The sequence below is a fragment of the Patiriisocius marinistellae genome (assembly GCF_009014635.1).
Taxonomy (GTDB): domain Bacteria; phylum Bacteroidota; class Bacteroidia; order Flavobacteriales; family Flavobacteriaceae; genus Patiriisocius; species Patiriisocius marinistellae.
The window spans coordinates 197,980-217,229 of the sequence record NZ_BKCF01000002.1 but is presented as its reverse complement, the minus strand read 5'-3'; the positions used below and the strand labels follow the sequence as shown (position 1 = coordinate 217,229).

The 19,250-nt window shown below is 32.7% G+C and carries 23 protein-coding genes; 16 read left to right on the top strand and 7 right to left on the bottom strand.

From position 1 onward, the window contains the following. Position 1 precedes the first annotated feature (1 nt). The 7 genes from GB234_RS07660 (at position 2) to GB234_RS07630 (ending at position 4,200) form a co-directional block, all read left to right on the top strand. On the top strand, positions 2 to 1,048 hold the full coding sequence (locus GB234_RS07660; RefSeq protein ID WP_151893963.1) for a flavin monoamine oxidase family protein: 1,047 nt from the start codon (positions 2 to 4) through the stop codon (positions 1,046 to 1,048). Positions 1,049 to 1,209: 161 nt separating this feature from the next. Beyond that, positions 1,210 to 1,989 (top strand): HipA family kinase, encoded by a 780-nt coding sequence (locus GB234_RS07655; RefSeq protein ID WP_151893962.1) that lies wholly within the window; start codon positions 1,210 to 1,212, stop codon positions 1,987 to 1,989. After that, complete coding sequence (locus GB234_RS07650) at positions 1,979 to 2,362, top strand: DUF3037 domain-containing protein (protein ID WP_151893961.1); 384 nt, start codon at positions 1,979 to 1,981, stop codon at positions 2,360 to 2,362. The genes GB234_RS07655 and GB234_RS07650 overlap by 11 nt, the downstream gene beginning before the upstream one ends. Positions 2,363 to 2,456: 94 nt before the next feature. Further along, the gene (locus tag GB234_RS07645; protein WP_151893960.1) at positions 2,457 to 2,759 is read left to right on the top strand and encodes an ArsR/SmtB family transcription factor; all 303 of its coding nucleotides are present in this window, start codon (positions 2,457 to 2,459) and stop codon (positions 2,757 to 2,759) included. Between the two features lie 42 nt (positions 2,760 to 2,801). Then, positions 2,802 to 3,071 (top strand): CBU_0592 family membrane protein, encoded by a 270-nt coding sequence (locus GB234_RS07640; RefSeq protein ID WP_151893959.1) that lies wholly within the window; start codon positions 2,802 to 2,804, stop codon positions 3,069 to 3,071. 11 nt (positions 3,072 to 3,082) lie between these two features. After that, positions 3,083 to 3,685: a short chain dehydrogenase gene (locus tag GB234_RS07635; protein WP_151893958.1), complete on the top strand. Its 603-nt coding sequence runs from the start codon at positions 3,083 to 3,085 to the stop codon at positions 3,683 to 3,685. Between the two features lie 50 nt (positions 3,686 to 3,735). Further along, positions 3,736 to 4,200 (top strand): GNAT family N-acetyltransferase, encoded by a 465-nt coding sequence (locus GB234_RS07630; RefSeq protein ID WP_151893957.1) that lies wholly within the window; start codon positions 3,736 to 3,738, stop codon positions 4,198 to 4,200. Positions 4,201 to 4,304: 104 nt separating this feature from the next. Here the strand turns inward: GB234_RS07630 and GB234_RS07625 are convergent, their stop codons facing one another. After that, the gene (locus GB234_RS07625; RefSeq protein ID WP_151893956.1) at positions 4,305 to 5,147 is read right to left on the bottom strand and encodes a DUF2911 domain-containing protein; all 843 of its coding nucleotides are present in this window, start codon (positions 5,145 to 5,147) and stop codon (positions 4,305 to 4,307) included. A 575-nt stretch (positions 5,148 to 5,722) separates the two neighbouring features. Between GB234_RS07625 and GB234_RS07620 the strand changes: the two genes are divergently transcribed. The 4 genes from GB234_RS07620 (at position 5,723) to GB234_RS07605 (ending at position 8,941) form a co-directional block, all read left to right on the top strand. Then, positions 5,723 to 6,187, top strand: a complete 465-nt coding sequence (locus GB234_RS07620; RefSeq protein WP_151893955.1) for an SRPBCC family protein — start codon at positions 5,723 to 5,725, stop codon at positions 6,185 to 6,187. 45 nt (positions 6,188 to 6,232) lie between these two features. Continuing rightward, positions 6,233 to 6,928 (top strand): SDR family NAD(P)-dependent oxidoreductase, encoded by a 696-nt coding sequence (locus GB234_RS07615; RefSeq protein ID WP_151893954.1) that lies wholly within the window; start codon positions 6,233 to 6,235, stop codon positions 6,926 to 6,928. Between the two features lie 12 nt (positions 6,929 to 6,940). Continuing rightward, positions 6,941 to 8,266, top strand: a complete 1,326-nt coding sequence (locus tag GB234_RS07610) for a cryptochrome/photolyase family protein (protein WP_151893953.1) — start codon at positions 6,941 to 6,943, stop codon at positions 8,264 to 8,266. 72 nt (positions 8,267 to 8,338) lie between these two features. Further along, complete coding sequence (locus GB234_RS07605) at positions 8,339 to 8,941, top strand: tRNA (guanine-N1)-methyltransferase (RefSeq protein ID WP_151893952.1); 603 nt, start codon at positions 8,339 to 8,341, stop codon at positions 8,939 to 8,941. Positions 8,942 to 9,053: 112 nt separating this feature from the next. Here the strand turns inward: GB234_RS07605 and murA are convergent, their stop codons facing one another. Genes murA through GB234_RS07590 form a run of 3 tightly spaced genes read right to left on the bottom strand, consistent with a single transcriptional unit; the run spans position 9,054 to position 11,395 of the window. Then, complete coding sequence (murA, locus tag GB234_RS07600) at positions 9,054 to 10,364, bottom strand: UDP-N-acetylglucosamine 1-carboxyvinyltransferase (protein WP_151893951.1); 1,311 nt, start codon at positions 10,362 to 10,364, stop codon at positions 9,054 to 9,056. Between the two features lie 18 nt (positions 10,365 to 10,382). Continuing rightward, positions 10,383 to 11,045: a DUF4290 domain-containing protein gene (locus tag GB234_RS07595; RefSeq protein WP_151893950.1), complete on the bottom strand. Its 663-nt coding sequence runs from the start codon at positions 11,043 to 11,045 to the stop codon at positions 10,383 to 10,385. 59 nt (positions 11,046 to 11,104) lie between these two features. Then, positions 11,105 to 11,395, bottom strand: a complete 291-nt coding sequence (locus tag GB234_RS07590) for a DUF493 family protein (protein WP_151893949.1) — start codon at positions 11,393 to 11,395, stop codon at positions 11,105 to 11,107. A 216-nt stretch (positions 11,396 to 11,611) separates the two neighbouring features. On the opposite strand from GB234_RS07590, the gene GB234_RS07585 reads away from it, so the two are divergent. The 5 genes from GB234_RS07585 (at position 11,612) to GB234_RS07565 (ending at position 16,257) form a co-directional block, all read left to right on the top strand. Further along, on the top strand, positions 11,612 to 12,154 hold the full coding sequence (locus tag GB234_RS07585; protein ID WP_151893948.1) for an AAA family ATPase: 543 nt from the start codon (positions 11,612 to 11,614) through the stop codon (positions 12,152 to 12,154). Then, entirely contained in the window at positions 12,155 to 14,053 is a 1,899-nt protein-coding gene (locus GB234_RS07580; protein WP_151893947.1) for a RecQ family ATP-dependent DNA helicase, read from the top strand. It abuts the gene before it with no gap. Positions 14,054 to 14,104: 51 nt separating this feature from the next. Further along, positions 14,105 to 15,118, top strand: a complete 1,014-nt coding sequence (fmt, locus tag GB234_RS07575) for a methionyl-tRNA formyltransferase (RefSeq protein ID WP_151893946.1) — start codon at positions 14,105 to 14,107, stop codon at positions 15,116 to 15,118. A gap of 156 nt (positions 15,119 to 15,274) precedes the next feature. Further along, complete coding sequence (locus GB234_RS07570; protein ID WP_151673570.1) at positions 15,275 to 15,547, top strand: HU family DNA-binding protein; 273 nt, start codon at positions 15,275 to 15,277, stop codon at positions 15,545 to 15,547. A 146-nt stretch (positions 15,548 to 15,693) separates the two neighbouring features. After that, positions 15,694 to 16,257 carry a YqgE/AlgH family protein gene (locus tag GB234_RS07565; protein ID WP_151893945.1) on the top strand — a complete coding sequence of 188 codons (564 nt, stop codon included), beginning with the start codon at positions 15,694 to 15,696 and terminating at the stop codon, positions 16,255 to 16,257. A gap of 3 nt (positions 16,258 to 16,260) precedes the next feature. Here the strand turns inward: GB234_RS07565 and GB234_RS07560 are convergent, their stop codons facing one another. The 3 genes from GB234_RS07560 to GB234_RS07550 all read right to left on the bottom strand — a co-directional run bounded on the left by GB234_RS07560 (position 16,261) and on the right by GB234_RS07550 (position 19,075). Beyond that, entirely contained in the window at positions 16,261 to 17,106 is an 846-nt protein-coding gene (locus GB234_RS07560) for an aminotransferase class IV (protein ID WP_151893944.1), read from the bottom strand. Positions 17,107 to 17,164: 58 nt separating this feature from the next. Then, positions 17,165 to 17,551 carry an START-like domain-containing protein gene (locus tag GB234_RS07555; protein WP_151893943.1) on the bottom strand — a complete coding sequence of 129 codons (387 nt, stop codon included), beginning with the start codon at positions 17,549 to 17,551 and terminating at the stop codon, positions 17,165 to 17,167. 237 nt (positions 17,552 to 17,788) lie between these two features. Next, entirely contained in the window at positions 17,789 to 19,075 is a 1,287-nt protein-coding gene (locus GB234_RS07550; protein WP_151893942.1) for a DEAD/DEAH box helicase, read from the bottom strand. Positions 19,076 to 19,250 lie beyond the last annotated feature (175 nt).

The window sequence follows — 19,250 nt, the reverse complement described above, 5'->3', positions numbered from 1 at the left end:
AATGAAAGAACGAATATTAATTATTGGTGGTGGATTAAGTGGTTTAACTTTGGCTTATTTATTGTCAAAAAAAGGTAAAGATGCTAAAGTGATAGAAGCTTCATCAAGGTTAGGTGGGCGTATACAAACTATAAAAGGAAAACTAGGAACACCTCTAGAGTTAGGCGCAACTTGGTTTTCTGAAATACACAAAAATTTAATTTCTTTGATAGATGAATTAGGTCTGCAAAAATATCCGCAATATTCAAAAGGGATCTCTTTGTTTCAAACCAACTCATCTCAACCACCACAGCATTTTTTTGTTTCAGAATCTGAAAAACCCTCTTATAGATTAAAAGGAGGAACTCAGAATCTTATTGACGCTTTAGTCAATAAAATAAATCCAGAAAAGATTGACCTTAATACAAAAGCAATTGCTATTTCAGAAGTTGATAATGAGTTGTTGGTTGAGATTTCAAATGGAGAAAAGCGCTATGCAGATATAGTTGTTCTTTGCTTGCCGCCAGAACTTATAGGCTCACAAATCCAGTTTTCTCCTCAACTACCAAGTATGATGTCTCAGCTTTTGCCAAGTGTACATACCTGGATGTCTGGTTCAATTAAGTTTGTGTTAGAGTATGAATCACCTTTCTGGAGAAAAAACGGATATTCGGGGATGTTGTTTAGCCACTCTAATATCATTACAGAAATGCACGACCACACAAACTTTGAAGAAAATAAATTTGGTTTTACAGGGTTTTTGAATGGTGAGGCAGCATCTTACTCTCAAGAAGAAAGAAAACAATTTGTGCTAAAACAATTAATTGAACTTCTAGGAGAAGAGGCTAAAAAACCTCCTAATTATTTTGATAAAATATGGACAAATGAGTTTGTAGTGGGTGGAGATCAAATGGTACAAAGACCACATCAAAACAATGGTCATCCAGCATTGCAGCAAAGCTATAAGAATGATAAATTATTCTTGTCAGGCACAGAAACTGCTATAGAATATGGAGGCTATATGGAAGGTGCGGTTGTTTCTGCATTGCGAATTATAAATCTTCTTTGATAAAATTTCAAAAATATTTTTGCTTTATATTTTGAAGTGAGCATTATATAATTATGTCTGGAATGCTAATAAAATTCATTTAATTTTGTCTAGCATAGTTTTATTAGGATTAGGGATAATTAAAACTAACTTTTGTGTAATGAATTATATTTGTAACATATATGAATAAAATTGATATCCGAACAGTAAATGTCATTCAGTATGTACAACCTCTAAGAGAAGGTGGTTCACTACCAGCTATAGTAAAAGCAGATGATGGCTACCTATATGTGCTAAAATTTAGAGGAGCTGGTCAGGGTAAAAAAGCATTAATAGCTGAATTTCTTGGTGGTGAAATTGCTCGAGCACTTAACCTTAAGGTTCCAGAACTTGTCTTGATGAATCTTGATGATTCATTTAGTAAAACTGAGCCTGATGAAGAAATCCAAGACTTACTTAAATTTAGTATAGGCCTCAATCTTGGATTACATTTTTTATCTGGAGCCATCACTTTTGACCCATTAGTTAGTGATGTAGATGCTTTAACAGCTTCAAAAATAGTATTATTAGATAGTATCATTAGTAACATAGACAGAACAACTAAAAACACAAATTTACTACAGTGGCACAATGAACTTTGGGTTATTGATAACGGGGCAAGTTTTTATTTTCATCATGATTGGAAAAATTGGGAGGCCCATCTTACTAGAACTTTTCCTCTTATTAAAGACCACGTACTTTTACAAAGTGCTACTAGGCTAGAAGAAGCTTCTAAAGAGATTCAGAAATTACTCAAACCAGAGAAAATTGAAGAAATAGTTTCAAGCATTCCAGAAAATTTTTTGCTAAGTGAGTCTGATACTATGTCTGGAAACGACATGCGAGAAGCCTATATTAAATATTTAAATACACGATTATCAAAGATTGATGTATTAGTTAAAGAAGCTGAAAATGCAAGATAGAGCTACATTTGAGTATGCAATAATTAGAATTGTTCCAAAAGTAGAAAGGGAAGAATTCTTTAATGTTGGTGTTATTTTATTTTCTAAACAGAAAAAATTTCTTGACATAAAATTTTATATCAATCCAGAAAAATTGAATTCATTCTCTTGTGAAGTTGAGTTAGTTATGCTCAATAATTATTTAAATTCCTGGAAATTAATATGTAATGGTGAATCCTCTGGTGGAAAAATTGGAGCTTTTGAATTATCAGATAGGTTTAGATGGCTAGTTGCATGCAGAAGCACAATTATTCAAAGCTCTAAAACGCATCCTGGTTTAACTAATGACCCTAAATTAACTTTGGACGAAATGTTTAATGCTTATGTTTTGTAAATTTAAATAATGATATTTAAAACCTAAAACACCCATTTTCACAAATGTTTCTTAATTCATTTTTCATATCGATAATTATAGATATGTTTGTGGTATGAATCTGAGAACAGCTACAGAAATTGGAAAATGTTTATCTAATCAGACCAGAATGCAAATAATGGAGTGGTTAAAAGCACCAGAGAAACACTTCCCACCACACGAAACTTTAAAGCATTTTAATGATGGTGTATGTGTTACCTATATTCAAGAAAAGACAGGCTTATCACAATCTACTATTTCAACATATTTAAGTAATATGGAAAAGTGTGGCTTATTAATATCCACACGACACGGAAAGTGGTCTTATTTTAAAAGAAATGAAAAGGTAATTAGACAATTTATTAATTTTCTGAACTAAAAAAACAAACTAACATATCTACATATATCAATATAACAATATATGAAAACAATAATTGACGTTTTAGGCTGGTCAGGTTCAGGGCTAATAATCCTTGCTTACGCATTAACACTTATTGAAAATAAAAACTATTTAAATTACAGCAAATATCTAAACTTATTTGGTGGGCTTTTAATAGCTATAAATTGCTATTACTACAATGCGATACCACCATTCGTAACAAACTTGCTTTGGAGTGTCATTGCAACTCTGACAATATATAAGACTCGAAATAATAAAAAGAAATGTGAAAAAACAAAATGTATAAATTAAATCGTAAAATAATGAAAATTTTAATAATAGGAGGAAATGGCACCATTGGTAAAACAGTAGTTTCTCATTTCAAAGAAGAAAATAATATACTCATAGCAGGCAGAACAAATGGAGATGTTACTGTTGATATAGCAGATAGTACATCTATAAAATCTATGTTTGAGAAAACTGGAAAACTTGATGCTATCATTTGCATTGCTGGTGAAGCCAAGTGGGATGATTTTAATAAACTTACTGAGGAAGATTATTACATTGGACTCAAAAGTAAACTTATGGGACAGGTAAATCTTGTACGAATTGGACAACATTATTTAACAGCAAATGGCTCTATAACATTATCCACAGGTATATTAGCAGACGATCCTGTTATAAAAACAACAAGTGCCGCAATGGTAAATGGTGGTATACATAGTTTTGTTAAAGCTGTAGCGCTCGAAATAGAAAACGGAATAAGAGTAAATGTAGTTTCATCTGGAATGGTTGAGGATGCTTATGATAAGTACAAAGATTTATTTCCAGGCCATAATCCAATCCCAATGAGAAAAGTAATTAATGGTTTTGTGAGAAGTGTAATTGGTAAAGGTAATGGAGAAATTATTAGAATATATGATTAAAACACTATCAATTCTACATAAAAGGGTTGAACATTTTTAAATTAAAAAGAATGGAAATAAAAATTAGAGAAGCACACATTGATGACTTGAAAATCTTGAAATCATTTGAGCAAGAAGTTATAGCTTACGAACGCCCCTTTGCTTCAAATTTAAAAGAGAGTTTAATAACATATTATGATTTGACTAATCTTATCAAAAGTAAAAGTGCAGATGTTTTAGTTGCCACTATAGGTGGGAAAATTATTGGTTCGGGGCATTTGGTTATTAAAAACTCAAAACCCTATAAAAAGATAGCGCAATATGCTTACTTAGGTTTTATGTTTGTATTACCAGAATTTCGAGGAAAAGGAATAAATAGAAAAATTATCGATGCTTTAATATTAAAAGCAAAAGAAAGAAATCTCACAGAAATTCAATTAGATGTATACGCAGAAAATGAAAGCGCTCTTAAAGCCTATAGTAAATTCGGGTTTAAACCAGATTTATTAAAAATGAGATTAAATATTGATGAATAAATATATAATTCTCAAGACCTCCCCCCTACCACATTTCCGCAGTAAACAAACAAAAACGCCCCAAGCAAAAACTTGAGGCGTTTTTATTAATAAAGAATTAGCAACTACATTGCTCCCCACTCTTTTAATGATTTTTTGTTCAATGCAACGTAATCCATGTTACCTTGCTCTTGTGCTTGAGCCATAGAAGCTTTTGCCGCTTTGATAGCACCTTTAGTATCACCAGCTTTTGCATAAATTAAAGATTGCTGTCTCTTATACCAAAATGCTTTATCATTTGATGCAACTGCTTTATCGATCCACTCTTTTGCTTTATTAATATCTTTACCATTTTCTAAATAGTATACCGCAGCATTGTAGTAATCTCCACCACTTGGACCACTCATTACATTTTCAATGCTAGAAGTTACCATTTTATCAGTCATTGTAGTAAATGGTACTGATACGTATGATTTATCCCAAAGAATACCCATATTAGCACCATCATTTTTAAGATCATCAAATGTGATTGTAAACGTCTCAATAGCCATAGGCATTGCAAAAGTTTTAGCAGTTACCATTGCAGCTACTTTATTATCATCCCATTTTTCTGGTGTACCCCAATTTTCTGTATCACTATAGAAATATACATCCCAATTTACAGCCCCAGGCTTAGTAAATACAGAGTAACTACCAGCTTTCAATTCTTTTCCACCTACCATTACATCATCACTAAAAGTAACAATAGTATTTTTATTTGCTCCCGTACGCCACATTTTGTCATAAGGCACTAAATCACCAAAAATAGTACGACCTTTCATTGATGGTCTTGAATACTCAACAGTTACATCTGTCAATCCTACTTTTTGTTCTATTTTTTGGAAAGGGCTTGGTGCAGGAGTATTAATTTGAGCAAATGCACCCATTGAAAGGGTTACCATTGCCAAGTAAAAAAATGCTTTTTTCATCTTATTTATTTTTTTAAAAATTACGTTAATATGGTTATTAGATTATTCCCTGCAATTTACATATACGTTAGGGTCAAATAAGTTAACAAAACCTTAAAATGATATCAAAAACTCATTAAAATTAATGGTCTCAGAAAGCCATTATAACTGCATTATTTAAGGTGTCTTTATCATTCAACGTTTATTTAAACAACTTTAAAAAAAAATGATTTCAAAAATTTTTTTAATAGTCTCTTCTGAAATGTAGAAACTCCACATAATTGTTTTGAAACCAATAATAGCTGATAATCTACAGATTAGCTTTTTTTTTAATCAAAAACTAAATTACACATTTTAAATTGTTAATATTTTGTTTAAGATAATCATAATAACGTAAAACAATAATATCTTTATCTGAAAAGAAAATCTATGAAATCTTTTATAAATTATTTTAAGTCTTTTTTAAATTTCAGAAAGAGAAAAAATGATGCTGCTAATTCATTTTATCGTTTGATGAAAAGCAACGGAAATAAATTAGCAAACTAATTTACAAGACTCTATTTTAACTACTAAATTCTTTTCAGAAACAACGTGAAATGAAAATATATACACTACACGCTAAGCAACGCGTACCTATTACAATGCAAAAAGCGTGGGATTTCTTGTCCAATCCTAAAAATCTTAAAACTATTACTCCAGATTATATGGGGTTTGAAATCCTTTCTGGCGCAGATAGAGCTATGTATCCCGGCCAAATAATTCAATACATTGTTACTCCCGTTTTAGGAATAAAAACAAAATGGGTTACCGAAATTACCCACGTTAAAGACTTAGAATATTTTGTTGATGAGCAACGCTTTGGCCCTTACTCATTATGGCATCACAAACATTTTATTAAAGAAATTGAAGGAGGAGTAGAAATGGAAGATATTGTAGATTATAAAGTTCCTATGGGTTTTCTAGGCCAACTAGCGCATCCATTTTTAGTAAAACCAAAGTTGGATGAAATATTTGAATACCGAAGAAAAAAGCTAATTGAACTTTTTGGAGAAATTTTATAATCGTACACAAATCTTGAATAAGCTCAGAGCAAAAAAATAAATATAATGAGAAAGAATATATTATTAATTGGTGGTTCTTATGGTATAGGTAGAGAAATTGCTTCACAACTCAAAGACAAACACAATATTATCATAGCTTCACGTACTAATAATGATATACTCAAGGGTGTAACTCACCATATTTTTAATGCTCTCGAAGATGATATTTCCTCTTTAGATTTGCCAGAAGCTATTCACGGCTTTGTTTATTGTCCTGGAAGTATTAATTTAAAACCTTTTAAGCGATTAAATTCTGAAGCATTTCTAGAGGATTTAAATATAAATTTCATCTCATTAGTTAAGGTTGTTCAAGGATTATTGCCCAATTTAAAAGCTGGCGATCAATCTAGTTTAGTCTTTTTTAGTACCGTTGCAGTAAAAGTAGGAATGCCCTTCCATACAAGTGTGGCAGCCGCAAAAGGAGCTATTGAGGGATTTTCAAAAGCACTTGCAGCAGAATATGCACCGAGTTTGCGCGTAAATGTTATTGCACCATCATTGACAGATACTCCTCTGGCAGGAAGACTATTATCTACAGACGATAAAAAAGATGCAATGGGCAAAAAACACCCATTAAAAAGAGTAGGAACAACTAAAGATATTGCCAATATTGCCTCATTTCTATTAAGTGAAGAAAGCTCTTGGATGACAGGGCAAATAATTGGTGTTGATGGAGGAATGTCAACCCTTCAAACTCAATAATATTTAAAAATTATGTCAAAAAAAGTAAATATTTTTTGGTTTCGTAGAGACTTGCGTTTAGATGACAACATAGGGTTTTACAAAGCTCTTCACGGAAAATTCCCAGTTATCCCAATTTTTATATTTGATTCTGAAATTTTAGACAAACTACCCAAAAATGATGCACGTGTAACATTCATCTTTGATACATTACAAAAAATGCGCAATGAGCTTCAAAAACAAGGAAGTAGTCTTGCAATGTATCATGGAAAACCATTAGATATTTATAAACAACTTATCGAAGATTTTGATGTGCAAAATGTAATAACAAATAGGGATTACGAAGTATATGCGCAAGACAGAGATACTGAAATTCAAGAATATTTAAATTCGGTAAGAATAGGAGAAGATGATGAGACTATAGGATTCTATACCTACAAAGACCAAGTTATTTTTGAAAAAGATGAAGTAGTAAAAGATGATGGAGATCCTTATGTAGTGTACACACCTTTTAAAAACAAATGGAAAGGTAAGTTTGACGCAGACAAAGATTTAAAAATTTACTATACGAGTCAACACTTAGGTAATTTATACCAAAATACTCGTCTACCTAATCTTAGTTTAAGCGACATAAATTTTGAACATTCTCCAATCAAGGTGCCTGATTATGAAGTTACGCCCACATTGATTCAAGAATACGAGAAAACACGAAATTTTCCAGCACAAGATGGCACCTCACATTTAGGACCTCATTTGCGTTTTGGAACCGTAAGTGTTAGGAAGATGATGAAGAAAGCAATTGCAGAAAAGAATGAAGTATTTTGGAATGAATTAATATGGAGAGAATTTTTTATGCAAATTCTTTGGCATTTTCCTAAAACACAAGAAAAGTCCTTCCGTAGCAAATATGACCGTATAGATTGGCGTAATAATGAAGATGAATTTGAAAAATGGAAAACAGGAACAACTGGTTATGCGCTTGTTGATGCTGGGATGCGGCAATTAAATAAAACAGGATATATGCATAATAGAGTGCGCATGCTTGTTGCTAGTTTTTTATGTAAACATTTATTAATTGACTGGCGTTGGGGAGAAACATATTTTGCAGAAAAACTATTAGATTATGAACAGTCGAGCAATGTTGGTAATTGGCAATGGGCTGCAGGAAGTGGTGTTGATGCTGCACCTTATTTTAGAATATTCAATCCTATAACTCAAGTTGATAAATTTGACAAGGACCATAAATACATAAAAAAATGGGTTCCAGAATTTGGAACAAAAGACTACCCAGAAATGATGGTAGACCACAAAGAAGCTCGTGAACGTTGTCTAAAAATCTATAAAGCTGCGGTATCTTAAATAAATTATCACCCCTTTTCTACAATTTTTCTTTATTCATAAAGTTATATTTGCACAAACCAATTTAACATCATGAATTTTAAAATAGCAGCACTTACTCCCCTATTATTCATTTCAGTTTTACTGAATGCACAATCAAATGAAACTACTGAAAATCAAATAAATACTGTAGAAAATCAATTTACAGAAATTTTTGAAGGATCAAACAATTATAGAGATGATCGTGGACAAAGCTACGAAGTTGTAAAAGTTGAAAAGCTTACACGCTTAAAAAGCAACATTTTAGACAGCATTGCCAATTTAGAGAAATCAATTTCAGAAAAGGATATTACTATTGGTCAACAAGAATCTGAAATATCAACATTAAAGAGTACATTAAAAACTACTGACGGCAATCTTACGGAGTCAAGAGAAAAAGAGGACGGTATTGAGCTTTTTGGTATTTTAATGTCAAAAACCACTTATAATACAATTATGTGGTCCATTGCAGGTGTCTTACTTTTAGGGTTAATTATTTTTATCTTACGATTTAAAAATAGTAATGCAGTAACTAAGGAATCAAAATCAAAATTAGCAGAAACAGAAGCCGAATTTGAAGAATATCGCCAAAAAAAATTAGAAGAATTACAACAAACAAGACGTAAGCTTCAAGATGAAATTAATAAGAATAGATAATATAGGCATCAAACAAATTAAAAAACCCGAAACATAAAATGTTTCGGGTTTTTTATTATCTATTCTCGTTATATAATTTAAAAGCAAATGATTTTTTAGCGTTAACGGTATTTTATTCCATTCTAGTAATCTTCGCTCCAATGGCTCTCAACCTTTCATCTATATTTTCATATCCACGATCAATTTGCTCAATGTTATGTATTACACTAGTTCCTTTTGCAGATAATGCAGCAATTAAAAGTGAAATACCTGCTCTAATATCTGGAGAAACCATCGTTGTGGCTTTTAACATAGACTGAAAATCATGACCTATAACAGTAGCTCTATGTGGGTCACATAATATAATACGTGCTCCCATATCTATCAACTTATCAACAAAGAAAAGTCTGCTTTCAAACATTTTTTGGTGTATTAAAACACTTCCTTTTGCTTGTGTACAAACTACTAGAACAATACTTAACAAATCTGGTGTAAATCCTGGCCAAGGTGCATCTGCAACAGTTAATGTTGAACCATCAATATACCCTTGAATTTCGTAGTTCTCTTGGGCAGGAATATAAATATCATCGCCCTTTTTCTCTAATGTAATCCCTAATTTTCTAAATGTATTAGGAATCAATCCCAAGTTTTCCCAGCTAACATTTTTGATAGTAATTTCGCTACGCGTCATTGCTGCGAGTCCAATCCAGCTTCCTATCTCAATCATATCTGGCAGGACTCTATGCGTACAACCACCAAGTGTTTTTACCCCATCAATAATGAGCATATTTGACCCCACTCCTTTAATGTCTGCCCCCATAGAGTTCAACATCTTACAAAGTTGTTGCAAATAAGGCTCACAAGCTGCATTATAAATAGTCGTTGTTCCTTTTGCAAGAACAGCCGCCATTACAATATTTGCCGTCCCAGTAACCGAAGCTTGGTCAAGCAACATATAAGTTCCTTTTAAACCTTTTGGAGCTTCAACACCATAAAATCGCTCTTCTTTATTGTATCTAAATTTTGCGCCAAGGTTAATAAAACCTTCAAAATGCGTATCTAAACGACGACGACCTATTTTATCTCCGCCTGGACGAGGAATATATCCTTTTCCAAAACGTGCCAATAAAGGCCCAACAATCATAATAGAACCACGAAGTGAACTTCCTTCTTTTTTAAATAATTCACTTTCTAAATAGTCTAAATTAATATCATCAGACTTAAAAGCAAATTTACCTTTTCCTAATTTTTGAATTTTAACACCAAGATTCCCAAGAATACCTATTAATTTATTGACATCTACAATGTCTGGAATGTTTTCAATGATTACTTCTTCTGCAGTCAAAAGTACTGCGCATAAAATTTGCAAGGCTTCATTTTTAGCTCCTTGCGGGTGTATTTCACCTTTTAATCGGTGACCACCTTCAATTTGAAAAGTTCCCATAAATCTTGATAAGAAATTTTAGTAGCGCTTACGGCCTCTATTATTATTGCTTTTATAGTTTTTTTTACTACCTCCATTGCTAGTACTCTTTGTACTATTGAAGCGTTTTTTATTTTTCATTAAGCTGCTAGCATTACGCAAGTCCTCATCACTCTCACGAAGATCGAGTTTTCCTTCGCTTAATTCATACAAATGCTTAAAAATAACATCATCGCCCACTGTATCTTTGTTCCAGTTTAAGAAACATTTCTTCATATGATTTGCAATTGTCAAAACAAGACCTTCTTTCATATCTCCTTCTTCCCAACTATTAGCAACATCAATCATACGCTTAATGTTATTACCGTAAAATCTGTATTTTGGAAAATTTTGAGGGTACGCTAATGGCTCTGGCGCCTCTGCTAATCCTTCAGGAGTAGGCTTATCATAAGGAGAATCTACATCAAGTTTAAAATCTGAAATAATAAACAATTGATCCCATAACTTGTGTTGAAAATCTGCCACATCACGCAAATGAGGATTCATATTTCCCATTACTGCGATTATACTTTTTGCTAATTTACTGCGTTTTTCTTTGTCTTCCTCAGCAATGGCATGATCAACCATTTTTTGAATATGACGTCCATATTCTGGAATAATCAAATGCGGGCGCTCCGTGTTGTATTCTATATCTGTAATCAAAATTTTAAATTTAAATTGGGGGTACTATATTGAAGTATATGCTTGCAAAATACCACTTTTTATAAAGAAATTACACCTTCAATGGCAGAAACTTGTTTATATTTTGCAACAACAGCCTCAGGCGAAACCATTGTTACTCTTATAGATATGCTTGTGTAAGTTCCTTTTGAGGAATCACGTGTATTTATCTCAGCATTTAAGCCATCAAAAATTTGTTCTATTTCAGCAATTTTTTCATTAGATGCTGGAACAATAAACTTATATAAATAAGGTGCTGGCCATTCAGTATCTCCTTGGAGCTGTTCTTTTAATCTGGTATAAAATTCTTCTGTTTTTTTATCTTCTGCCATTTTCTTCAATAATTTTAATACAAAGATACTTTTTTGCTTCGGAAATATATAACATCAAATATCTCTACAACTGTTTAATAATTTATTTAAAATCGAAGCCGCTAGCTTGAAAAAATAGCTCATTACTCTAAAAACATAACCACCTTACTTTCATCTTTAAAATTTCTCATTAAAAATCCCGAACTTTGCATTCTATATTAGAAACAATATATCACATTGAAACCAAAAAAAATTGTCATAACAGGAGGTCCAGGCTCAGGCAAAACTGTTGTCATTGAACATCTTGAAATGTTAGGACATACATGCATGCCAGAAATTTCGAGAAGCGTAATAAATGAAGCTCGTAAAGATGGTATTGATCAACTCTTTTTAACAGACCCATTACTCTTTAGTCAAAAATTATTAGACGGCAGACTCAAGCAATTTAAAGAAGGAGAAAACTATAATCAATCTCATTTATTCTATGACAGAGGCATGCCAGATGTAACAGCATATATGGATTTTGTAAACTCAGAATATACTGCACAATTTGAACAACCTTGTTTTGATTATAAGTATGACATTGTTTTTATTATGCCAGCTTGGAAAGAAATTTATACCCAAGATAGTGAGCGTTATGAGAACTTTGAGCAAGCTCAATCCATTCAAAATCATTTGCGAGATGGATATAAAAAGTACGGTTATAATGTTATAGAAGTTCCGTTTGACACTATTGAAAATAGAGCTCAATTTATTTTAAATTATCTTAAACAAAATTAATTGAATACGCCCCAAAACATATTAGAAAAATACTGGGGCTACACGTCATTTAGACCTAAACAAGAGGAGATTATAAATTCAGTTTTAAACGGGATTGACACGGTTGCATTGTTACCTACAGGCGGTGGAAAATCTGTTTGTTTTCAAATTCCTGCACTAATTAATGACGGTATTTGTATTGTAATTTCGCCTTTGGTTGCTTTAATGACAGATCAAGTAAATACGCTCAATGAGAAGGGTATTAAAGCAATGGAAATTAAAAGTGGCACCTCGTTTCAGCAATTAAATATATTGCTCGATAATGCATGCTACGGAAATTTTAAATTCCTTTACCTCTCTCCTGAAAGATTACAGCAAGAAGTAGTTCAAAGTGCTATTAAACGTATGCCAGTAAATTGCATTGCGATTGATGAAGCTCATTGCATCTCACAGTGGGGAAACGATTTTAGGCCCGCTTACAAAAACATAACTGTCTTACGCGAAATCCACCCATTAGTTCCTTTTATAGCCCTTACCGCAACAGCCACACCCGAAGTTTTACAGGATCTTACAAAAGAGCTAAAACTTGAACTCCCTAACATTGTAAAGAACAGTTTTGTTAGAGAAAATTTATCTTATCAAGTTCATAAAGTTGATGATAAATTATATAAAATAGAACAATTACTTAAAAGAAGTAAAGGTGCTGCAATAGTGTATGTACGAACACGAAAAAACACCATTGAAACAAGTAAAGAGTTAAACAGCATAGGCATAAAAAGTGACTTTTATCACGGTGGAATTTCCTCTGAAGAAAAAACAACTAAACTTGAGGCTTGGAAAAATGGTGTAACACCCACAATTGTTGCAACAAATGCTTTTGGGATGGGGATAGATTTAGCTCACGTTCGTCATGTTATCCACATTCAATTGCCAGAGAGTATTGAAAGCTACTACCAAGAAGCTGGGCGTGCTGGACGTGATGGCGAATATGCAATAGCTACTATTTTATATAATGACTACGACAAAAAAATAGTTAAAAAACAATTTATAGACTCATTAGCAGATGCAAAAGCGCTTAAATTAATTTATAGAAAATTAAGTAGCCATCTTCAAATTCCATATGGAGAGGGGCTAAATGAAGAGTACTCTTTTGACTTTAAAGAATATTGCACAACGTACTCATTAAATACCTTACGCACTTTTAATGGATTAAACACACTTGATAGGCTAGGTATTATTCAAATGTCAAAACAATTTGGACGTACTTCAAAAATAAAATTCCTAGTTTCTTCAAACAGAGCACTAGAATATTTTAATGAAGACCAATTACAAGCGGTCATCGGCAAAACTATTTTAAGATTGTACGGCGGTATTTTTGAAACAACAACAAATATTGACCTTCAACTCATAAAAAAGAAAACCAATCAATCTATAAACACAATTATAATTGCATTGAAAAAAATGGAGAAATCTGGTATAGTAGATTTAAAAATCCACACGACAGACGCATCTATCTCTTACATTTTGCCTCGCGAAGACGATAAAACCATTAACCGGATTGCTAAAGAAGTCAATCGTCATAATGATAAGAAAAAGCAGCAAGTACTACAATTAATTGGCTATGTTGAAAATGACACCATTTGCCGCAGCGTACAACTTGCAAACTATTTTGGCGACACTACCGCGAATCCTTGTGGCATTTGTTCGGTTTGTGCTCGTGAAACTGTACTTGTAAGCAAAGCTGAAATGAGACTTATTTCAGAAAAAATACTTCAGCAACTTGAAACGACACATATGACTTCAAGAGAATTAACTGAAACACTTACTTTTGCCGAACCAAAAATTTTAAAGGTATTGCAATTATTAGTTAATGCTGGAAAACTTAACATTGGGATTAAAAATGAGTATTATTTAGTATAAATTATAGTAGCAACTTAGTACTATGATAGTATTATTTTACAAAATAAAAATATGAAAAGAGACTTACGCATTGTATTTATGGGAACCCCAGAGTTTGCTGTAGGCGTATTAAGCACACTAGTAGAAGCAGGTAAAAATATTGTGGGTGTAATTACTGCGCCAGATAGACCTTCTGGTCGCGGACGTAAATTAACAGGTAGTGCCGTGAAAGAATATGCGGTATCACAAGACATACCTGTTTTACAACCTACTAATTTAAAAAACGAAGATTTTCTCACCGAACTAAAAGCACTTAATGCAAATCTACATATTGTAGTTGCCTTTAGAATGCTACCAAAAGTTGTATGGGCTATGCCAGAGTACGGCACCTTTAATTTACACGCATCCCTCCTACCACAATATCGTGGTGCAGCACCTATAAATTGGGCTATCATTAATAAGGAGTCAAAAACTGGAGTTACTACATTTTTTATCGATGAGAAAATTGATACTGGTGAAATAATTTTAAAAGATGAAGTTCAAATAAATAGAGACGAGACAGTAGGCACATTACACGACACATTGATGGAAGTGGGGAGTAATCTTGTTGTTAAAACAGTTAAGGCGATCGCAAAGGGTGATGTAACAACAATTCCACAACCTAAGAATGTTTCAGGAGAAACTCTTGATTTAAAAGAGGCGCCTAAGTTGACTCCAGAAAATACCTATATTGATTGGAATGCTTCGATGGAAACAATTGATGCTTTTGTGAGAGGATTAAACCCTTATCCTGGCGCTTGGAGTTATTTAATTCAAGGTGAGGATAAGCAAAAGGTGAAAATTTTTAATGTTGCTGAAATTTTAAATACTGAAGAAATTTTTTCAGACATTAATATTTCCGAAGAAAAAGTAACAGGTGATGTATTTGTAAAAGGAAAAAGACTTTTTGTAAAACTTACAAAAGAAGTTCTTGAAATACTTGAAATCCAATTGCCTGGAAAACGTAGAATGAAGACGAAAGATTTATTAAATGGTTATTCATTTGATGTAAGTTGTAAAATGTTTGCGAACCCTCATTCTCATTGATTTCGTTAAAATTCGTTAATTTTAACGTGTGATTATTAACAATACGCCGTAGTTATCAACAAAAACGGGGTTTTCGCCCGTCATTCCTTGGCTGTGTTGATTATCCGTTTAAATTTGTAAAGCAATTAATCAAATTTTTTAATTTAAACAAACACTATGAACAAATCAGATTTAATCGACGCAATGGCAGAAGATGCTGGAGTAACGAAAGCAGCAGCTAAAAAAGCATTAGAATCTTTCTTGGGTAACGTACAAGGATCATTGAAAAAAGGAAACAGAGTTTCTTTAGTAGGTTTTGGATCTTGGTCAGTTTCTAAAAGAGCTGCAAGAGAAGGAAGAAACCCACAAACTGGAAAAACTATCAAAATTGCTGCTAAAAACGTAGTGAAGTTTAAAGCAGGTTCAGATTTACAGAGTTCTGTAAACTAAGCATTGCTTAACCAACTTAAAGCGCTTATTATTTGATGTTTATCAAATGTTGAGCGCTTTTTTTATGTGTATAAATTTATGGAATAAAGAAAATGTGTTGGTTGTTACTAAAAATTTAACTAGATTTAATCAACTAAACTAACACAATGACAACGATCAAACCAGCAAAAGGACGCCTTCTTGTTGCCGAACCTTCCATAATTGGGGATGTTTCGTTTAATCGGTCTGTTGTTTTATTAGCAGAATATAACAATGAAAATGGCTCTGTAGGATTTATCCTCAACAAACCATTGGGTTACACGCTTAAAGATTTTATTCCTGAAGTAAATTCAAATTTACCGGTATATAATGGCGGTCCAGTAGAACAAGACAATCTTTATTTTATTCATACTATACCTGAACTTATTCCTGGTAGTATTGAGATTAGCAATGGTATTTATTGGGGAGGTGACTTCAATACTATCACACAACTTTTAATTAATGATGAGCTGAATGAAACTCAAATACGCTTTTTCTTAGGATATTCTGGTTGGGCTATTGAACAATTAGAGCAAGAGTTAAAAGTAAATAGTTGGGTGGTTGCACTTAATGTGTACGAAAACAAAATAATTGGTAAACTCAACGAAGACTTCTGGAAAGAGAAAATGTTAGAATTTGGAGGTGATTATATGCTCTGGAGCAATGCTCCAGAAAATCCAAGTTATAATTAGCTTTTACCCTAATCTAGCTTTTAAATTTAATTTTCCAAGCAACTGTTTAGCTACGCTGTTGCTAAATTCTTTTTTACGATATTTTGTAATTGATTGAATTCCAGTAATAACATTTGTAGTAAATAGCTCGTCTGCTTTTTGTAATTCGAAAGGAGAAATACTTGCTTCAACAAACGTAAAATCATCAAGCTTTTCGCATATAGCAATTAGTTGTTTTCGAAGAATACCTTTAAGACAACCATCTGCTAATGGAGGTGTTTTAATTGTTTTTCCTTTAACTAGAAATAAATTGCCATTAAGTGTTTCTACTATTTGCTTTTTTTCATTAATCAACAAACAGTTTTGATAGTCATTCTCCTTAGCAAAAATACTACCCAAAACATTAATTATTTTATTATTTGTCTTTAAGGTACTTAATAACCCCGAAGTTATATAATGATCCTTAAATAACTCTACCTCATAATGCCCATCATTACTTGTGTAAAAAGGTTGGGTTAACGCTGAGCAAGTTATAGCCCATTCAATGTCATTAGTTGCTGGAGTGTACAATCCACCTTCTTTTCTCCATACTAAAATTTTAGCTCTAAAAGTTTTACTATCATTTTCTTGAGCATTAATAGTAGCAAACACTTGCTCTTCTAGATATTCTTGAGTAAAATTCATAGGGATTTCCATCCTTAAAATACGCATTGAAGCCATTAATCTAAAGTAATGATCTTCCCAAAAAAGTACTTTACCACCTGAAACCCGAAGCGTTTCAAATACAGCATCGCCATAATTTAAACCTCTATTATTTATACTACTTATTGCTTTATTTGAAGCGATTAACGTACCGTTATTATTTACCATAAAAAAACCGCTTTGAAGTAAGTTCAAAGCGGTGCAAATATAATTGATATTGTCTAGACTAGGACGAGCCTAATATTTGTTTTAATTCACTAACCATATTTTCCCATAACATTTTACCTTCATCTACTTCATCTTCTTCTGCATAGTCAGTAATCATTAAAGATACATCTCTTGTAATACCATCAACTTGAATACGTAACTCAAAATAATAATCTGTATCCTCATCAACCATCCATCTAAATTTGATGCGCTCATTACTTTTTTTACCAAGCAAAATCGCTTTTTCTTCACTTCCATCCCAGATAAAGGTGAAGAATTCGCCACGTGAGTTTACATTATCTGCATACCATTCAGACAGCCCTGAAGGTGTTGAAATGTAAGTATATAGCAATTCTGGTGACACCTGGATAGGTATTTCCATTTCGTATTTAACCTTGTCTTCCATAGTTATTTGTTAGATGCTCAATATAGATATTTCAATCAAAATTTAAAAGAAAGGTGATGATTTTTTGTTTGTAGGAAAAAAGACAGGAAACAGTAATAATTTATGTAGTATAAACACTTGCTTACCTTCGGAAATTTAAAACAACCATAATATTTAGTTTAATAAGACTTTTGATGATTATTTAAAATTAAAAACTAACTATTTAATTTAAGTTACATTTCCGAAGAGAATAAATTTCTATCGATTTCCTCGACCACGCTCTCTATTTCGATTTCCAGAATTTGAATTACTGTTATTTTTTCCTTTCCCGCCAGCGTTTCGATTACGTGGATTGTTACGCTTATGCGCAGCTTTATTAGCGGCTTTTTTGTCTAAAATATCTTGCAGATTATCTGTAGGCTCAAAGCCCTCTAGAATGATACTGTCAAGTTTTGAACCGAGTAATTTTTCAATACCTCTCACATATTCAAACTCATCAACACTCACTATAGAGATGGCATCTCCACTAGCTCCTGCCCTTCCTGTACGACCTATGCGGTGCACATAATCTTCAGGGATATTGGGAAGTTCATAATTGATAACATAGGGCAATAACGGAATATCAAGACCACGAGCAGCAATATCTGTTGCTACTAACACTCGTACTTTACCACTTTTAAAACCTGCTAATGCTTTAGTACGTGCTCCTTGGCTCTTATTACCATGTATTGCTGCAGAAGATATCTTAGCCTTCTCAAGCTTTTGCGATAGCTTATTAGCACCGTGTTTTGTTCTTGTAAATATGAGTACTTGTTCCCAGTTACCTTCAGTAATTAACTTGATAACGAGCTCTGTCTTTGCTCCTTTGTTTGTGCGATAGATAGTTTGGTTAACTTTTTCTGCCGTTGTATTTTCTGGAGTAGCTTCCACTAATACTGGATTATTAAGAAAACTACCTGCTAATTTTTTAATATCCTTAGAAAATGTAGCTGAAAATAATAAGTTTTGTCTTTTCTGTGGGAGTAACGCAAGTACCTTTTTAATATCGCGCAAAAATCCCATATCTAGCATTCTATCTGCTTCATCAAGTACTAAAAACTCTGTCTTAGAGAACGAAATATATCCTTGATTATGTAAATCTAACAACCTTCCTGGTGTTGCAACAAGTACATCCACACCTTGTTTTAAAGTACGTATTTGTGGATTTGCATTCACACCTCCAAAAATTACCATAGAACGAATATCAATAAATTGAGAATATGCTTTCACATCATCTAATATTTGTGCAGCAAGCTCACGCGTAGGTGTTAATATTAAAGCTCGTATGGGTCTTTTATGCAACGAAGGGGAAACAATCATCTTCTCTAACATAGGTAAAGTAAAACCCGCAGTTTTCCCCGTACCCGTCTGTGCCGATGCTAAAACGTCACGACCTTCGAGTATTTTTGGGATTGCTTTTTCTTGAATGGGACTAGGTGTAGTGTATCCTTTTTTGCTAATTGCTTTTAGCAGGGCATCAGATAGCCCAAGTTTTTTAAATGACATAAGTAATTGTTGAGAAACAACAACCCATAAGTTTTGGCGTCATTTCTTTATGAGCGACAAAGGTACGTTTTATTTCTTCGGAAATTTTAAACAAAAAAGATTACAATAAAAAACAACCTAAAGTTTGTACCACTCTATTTTGTTTTTATCTTTGCAGCCGCCTATAGAAAATTAT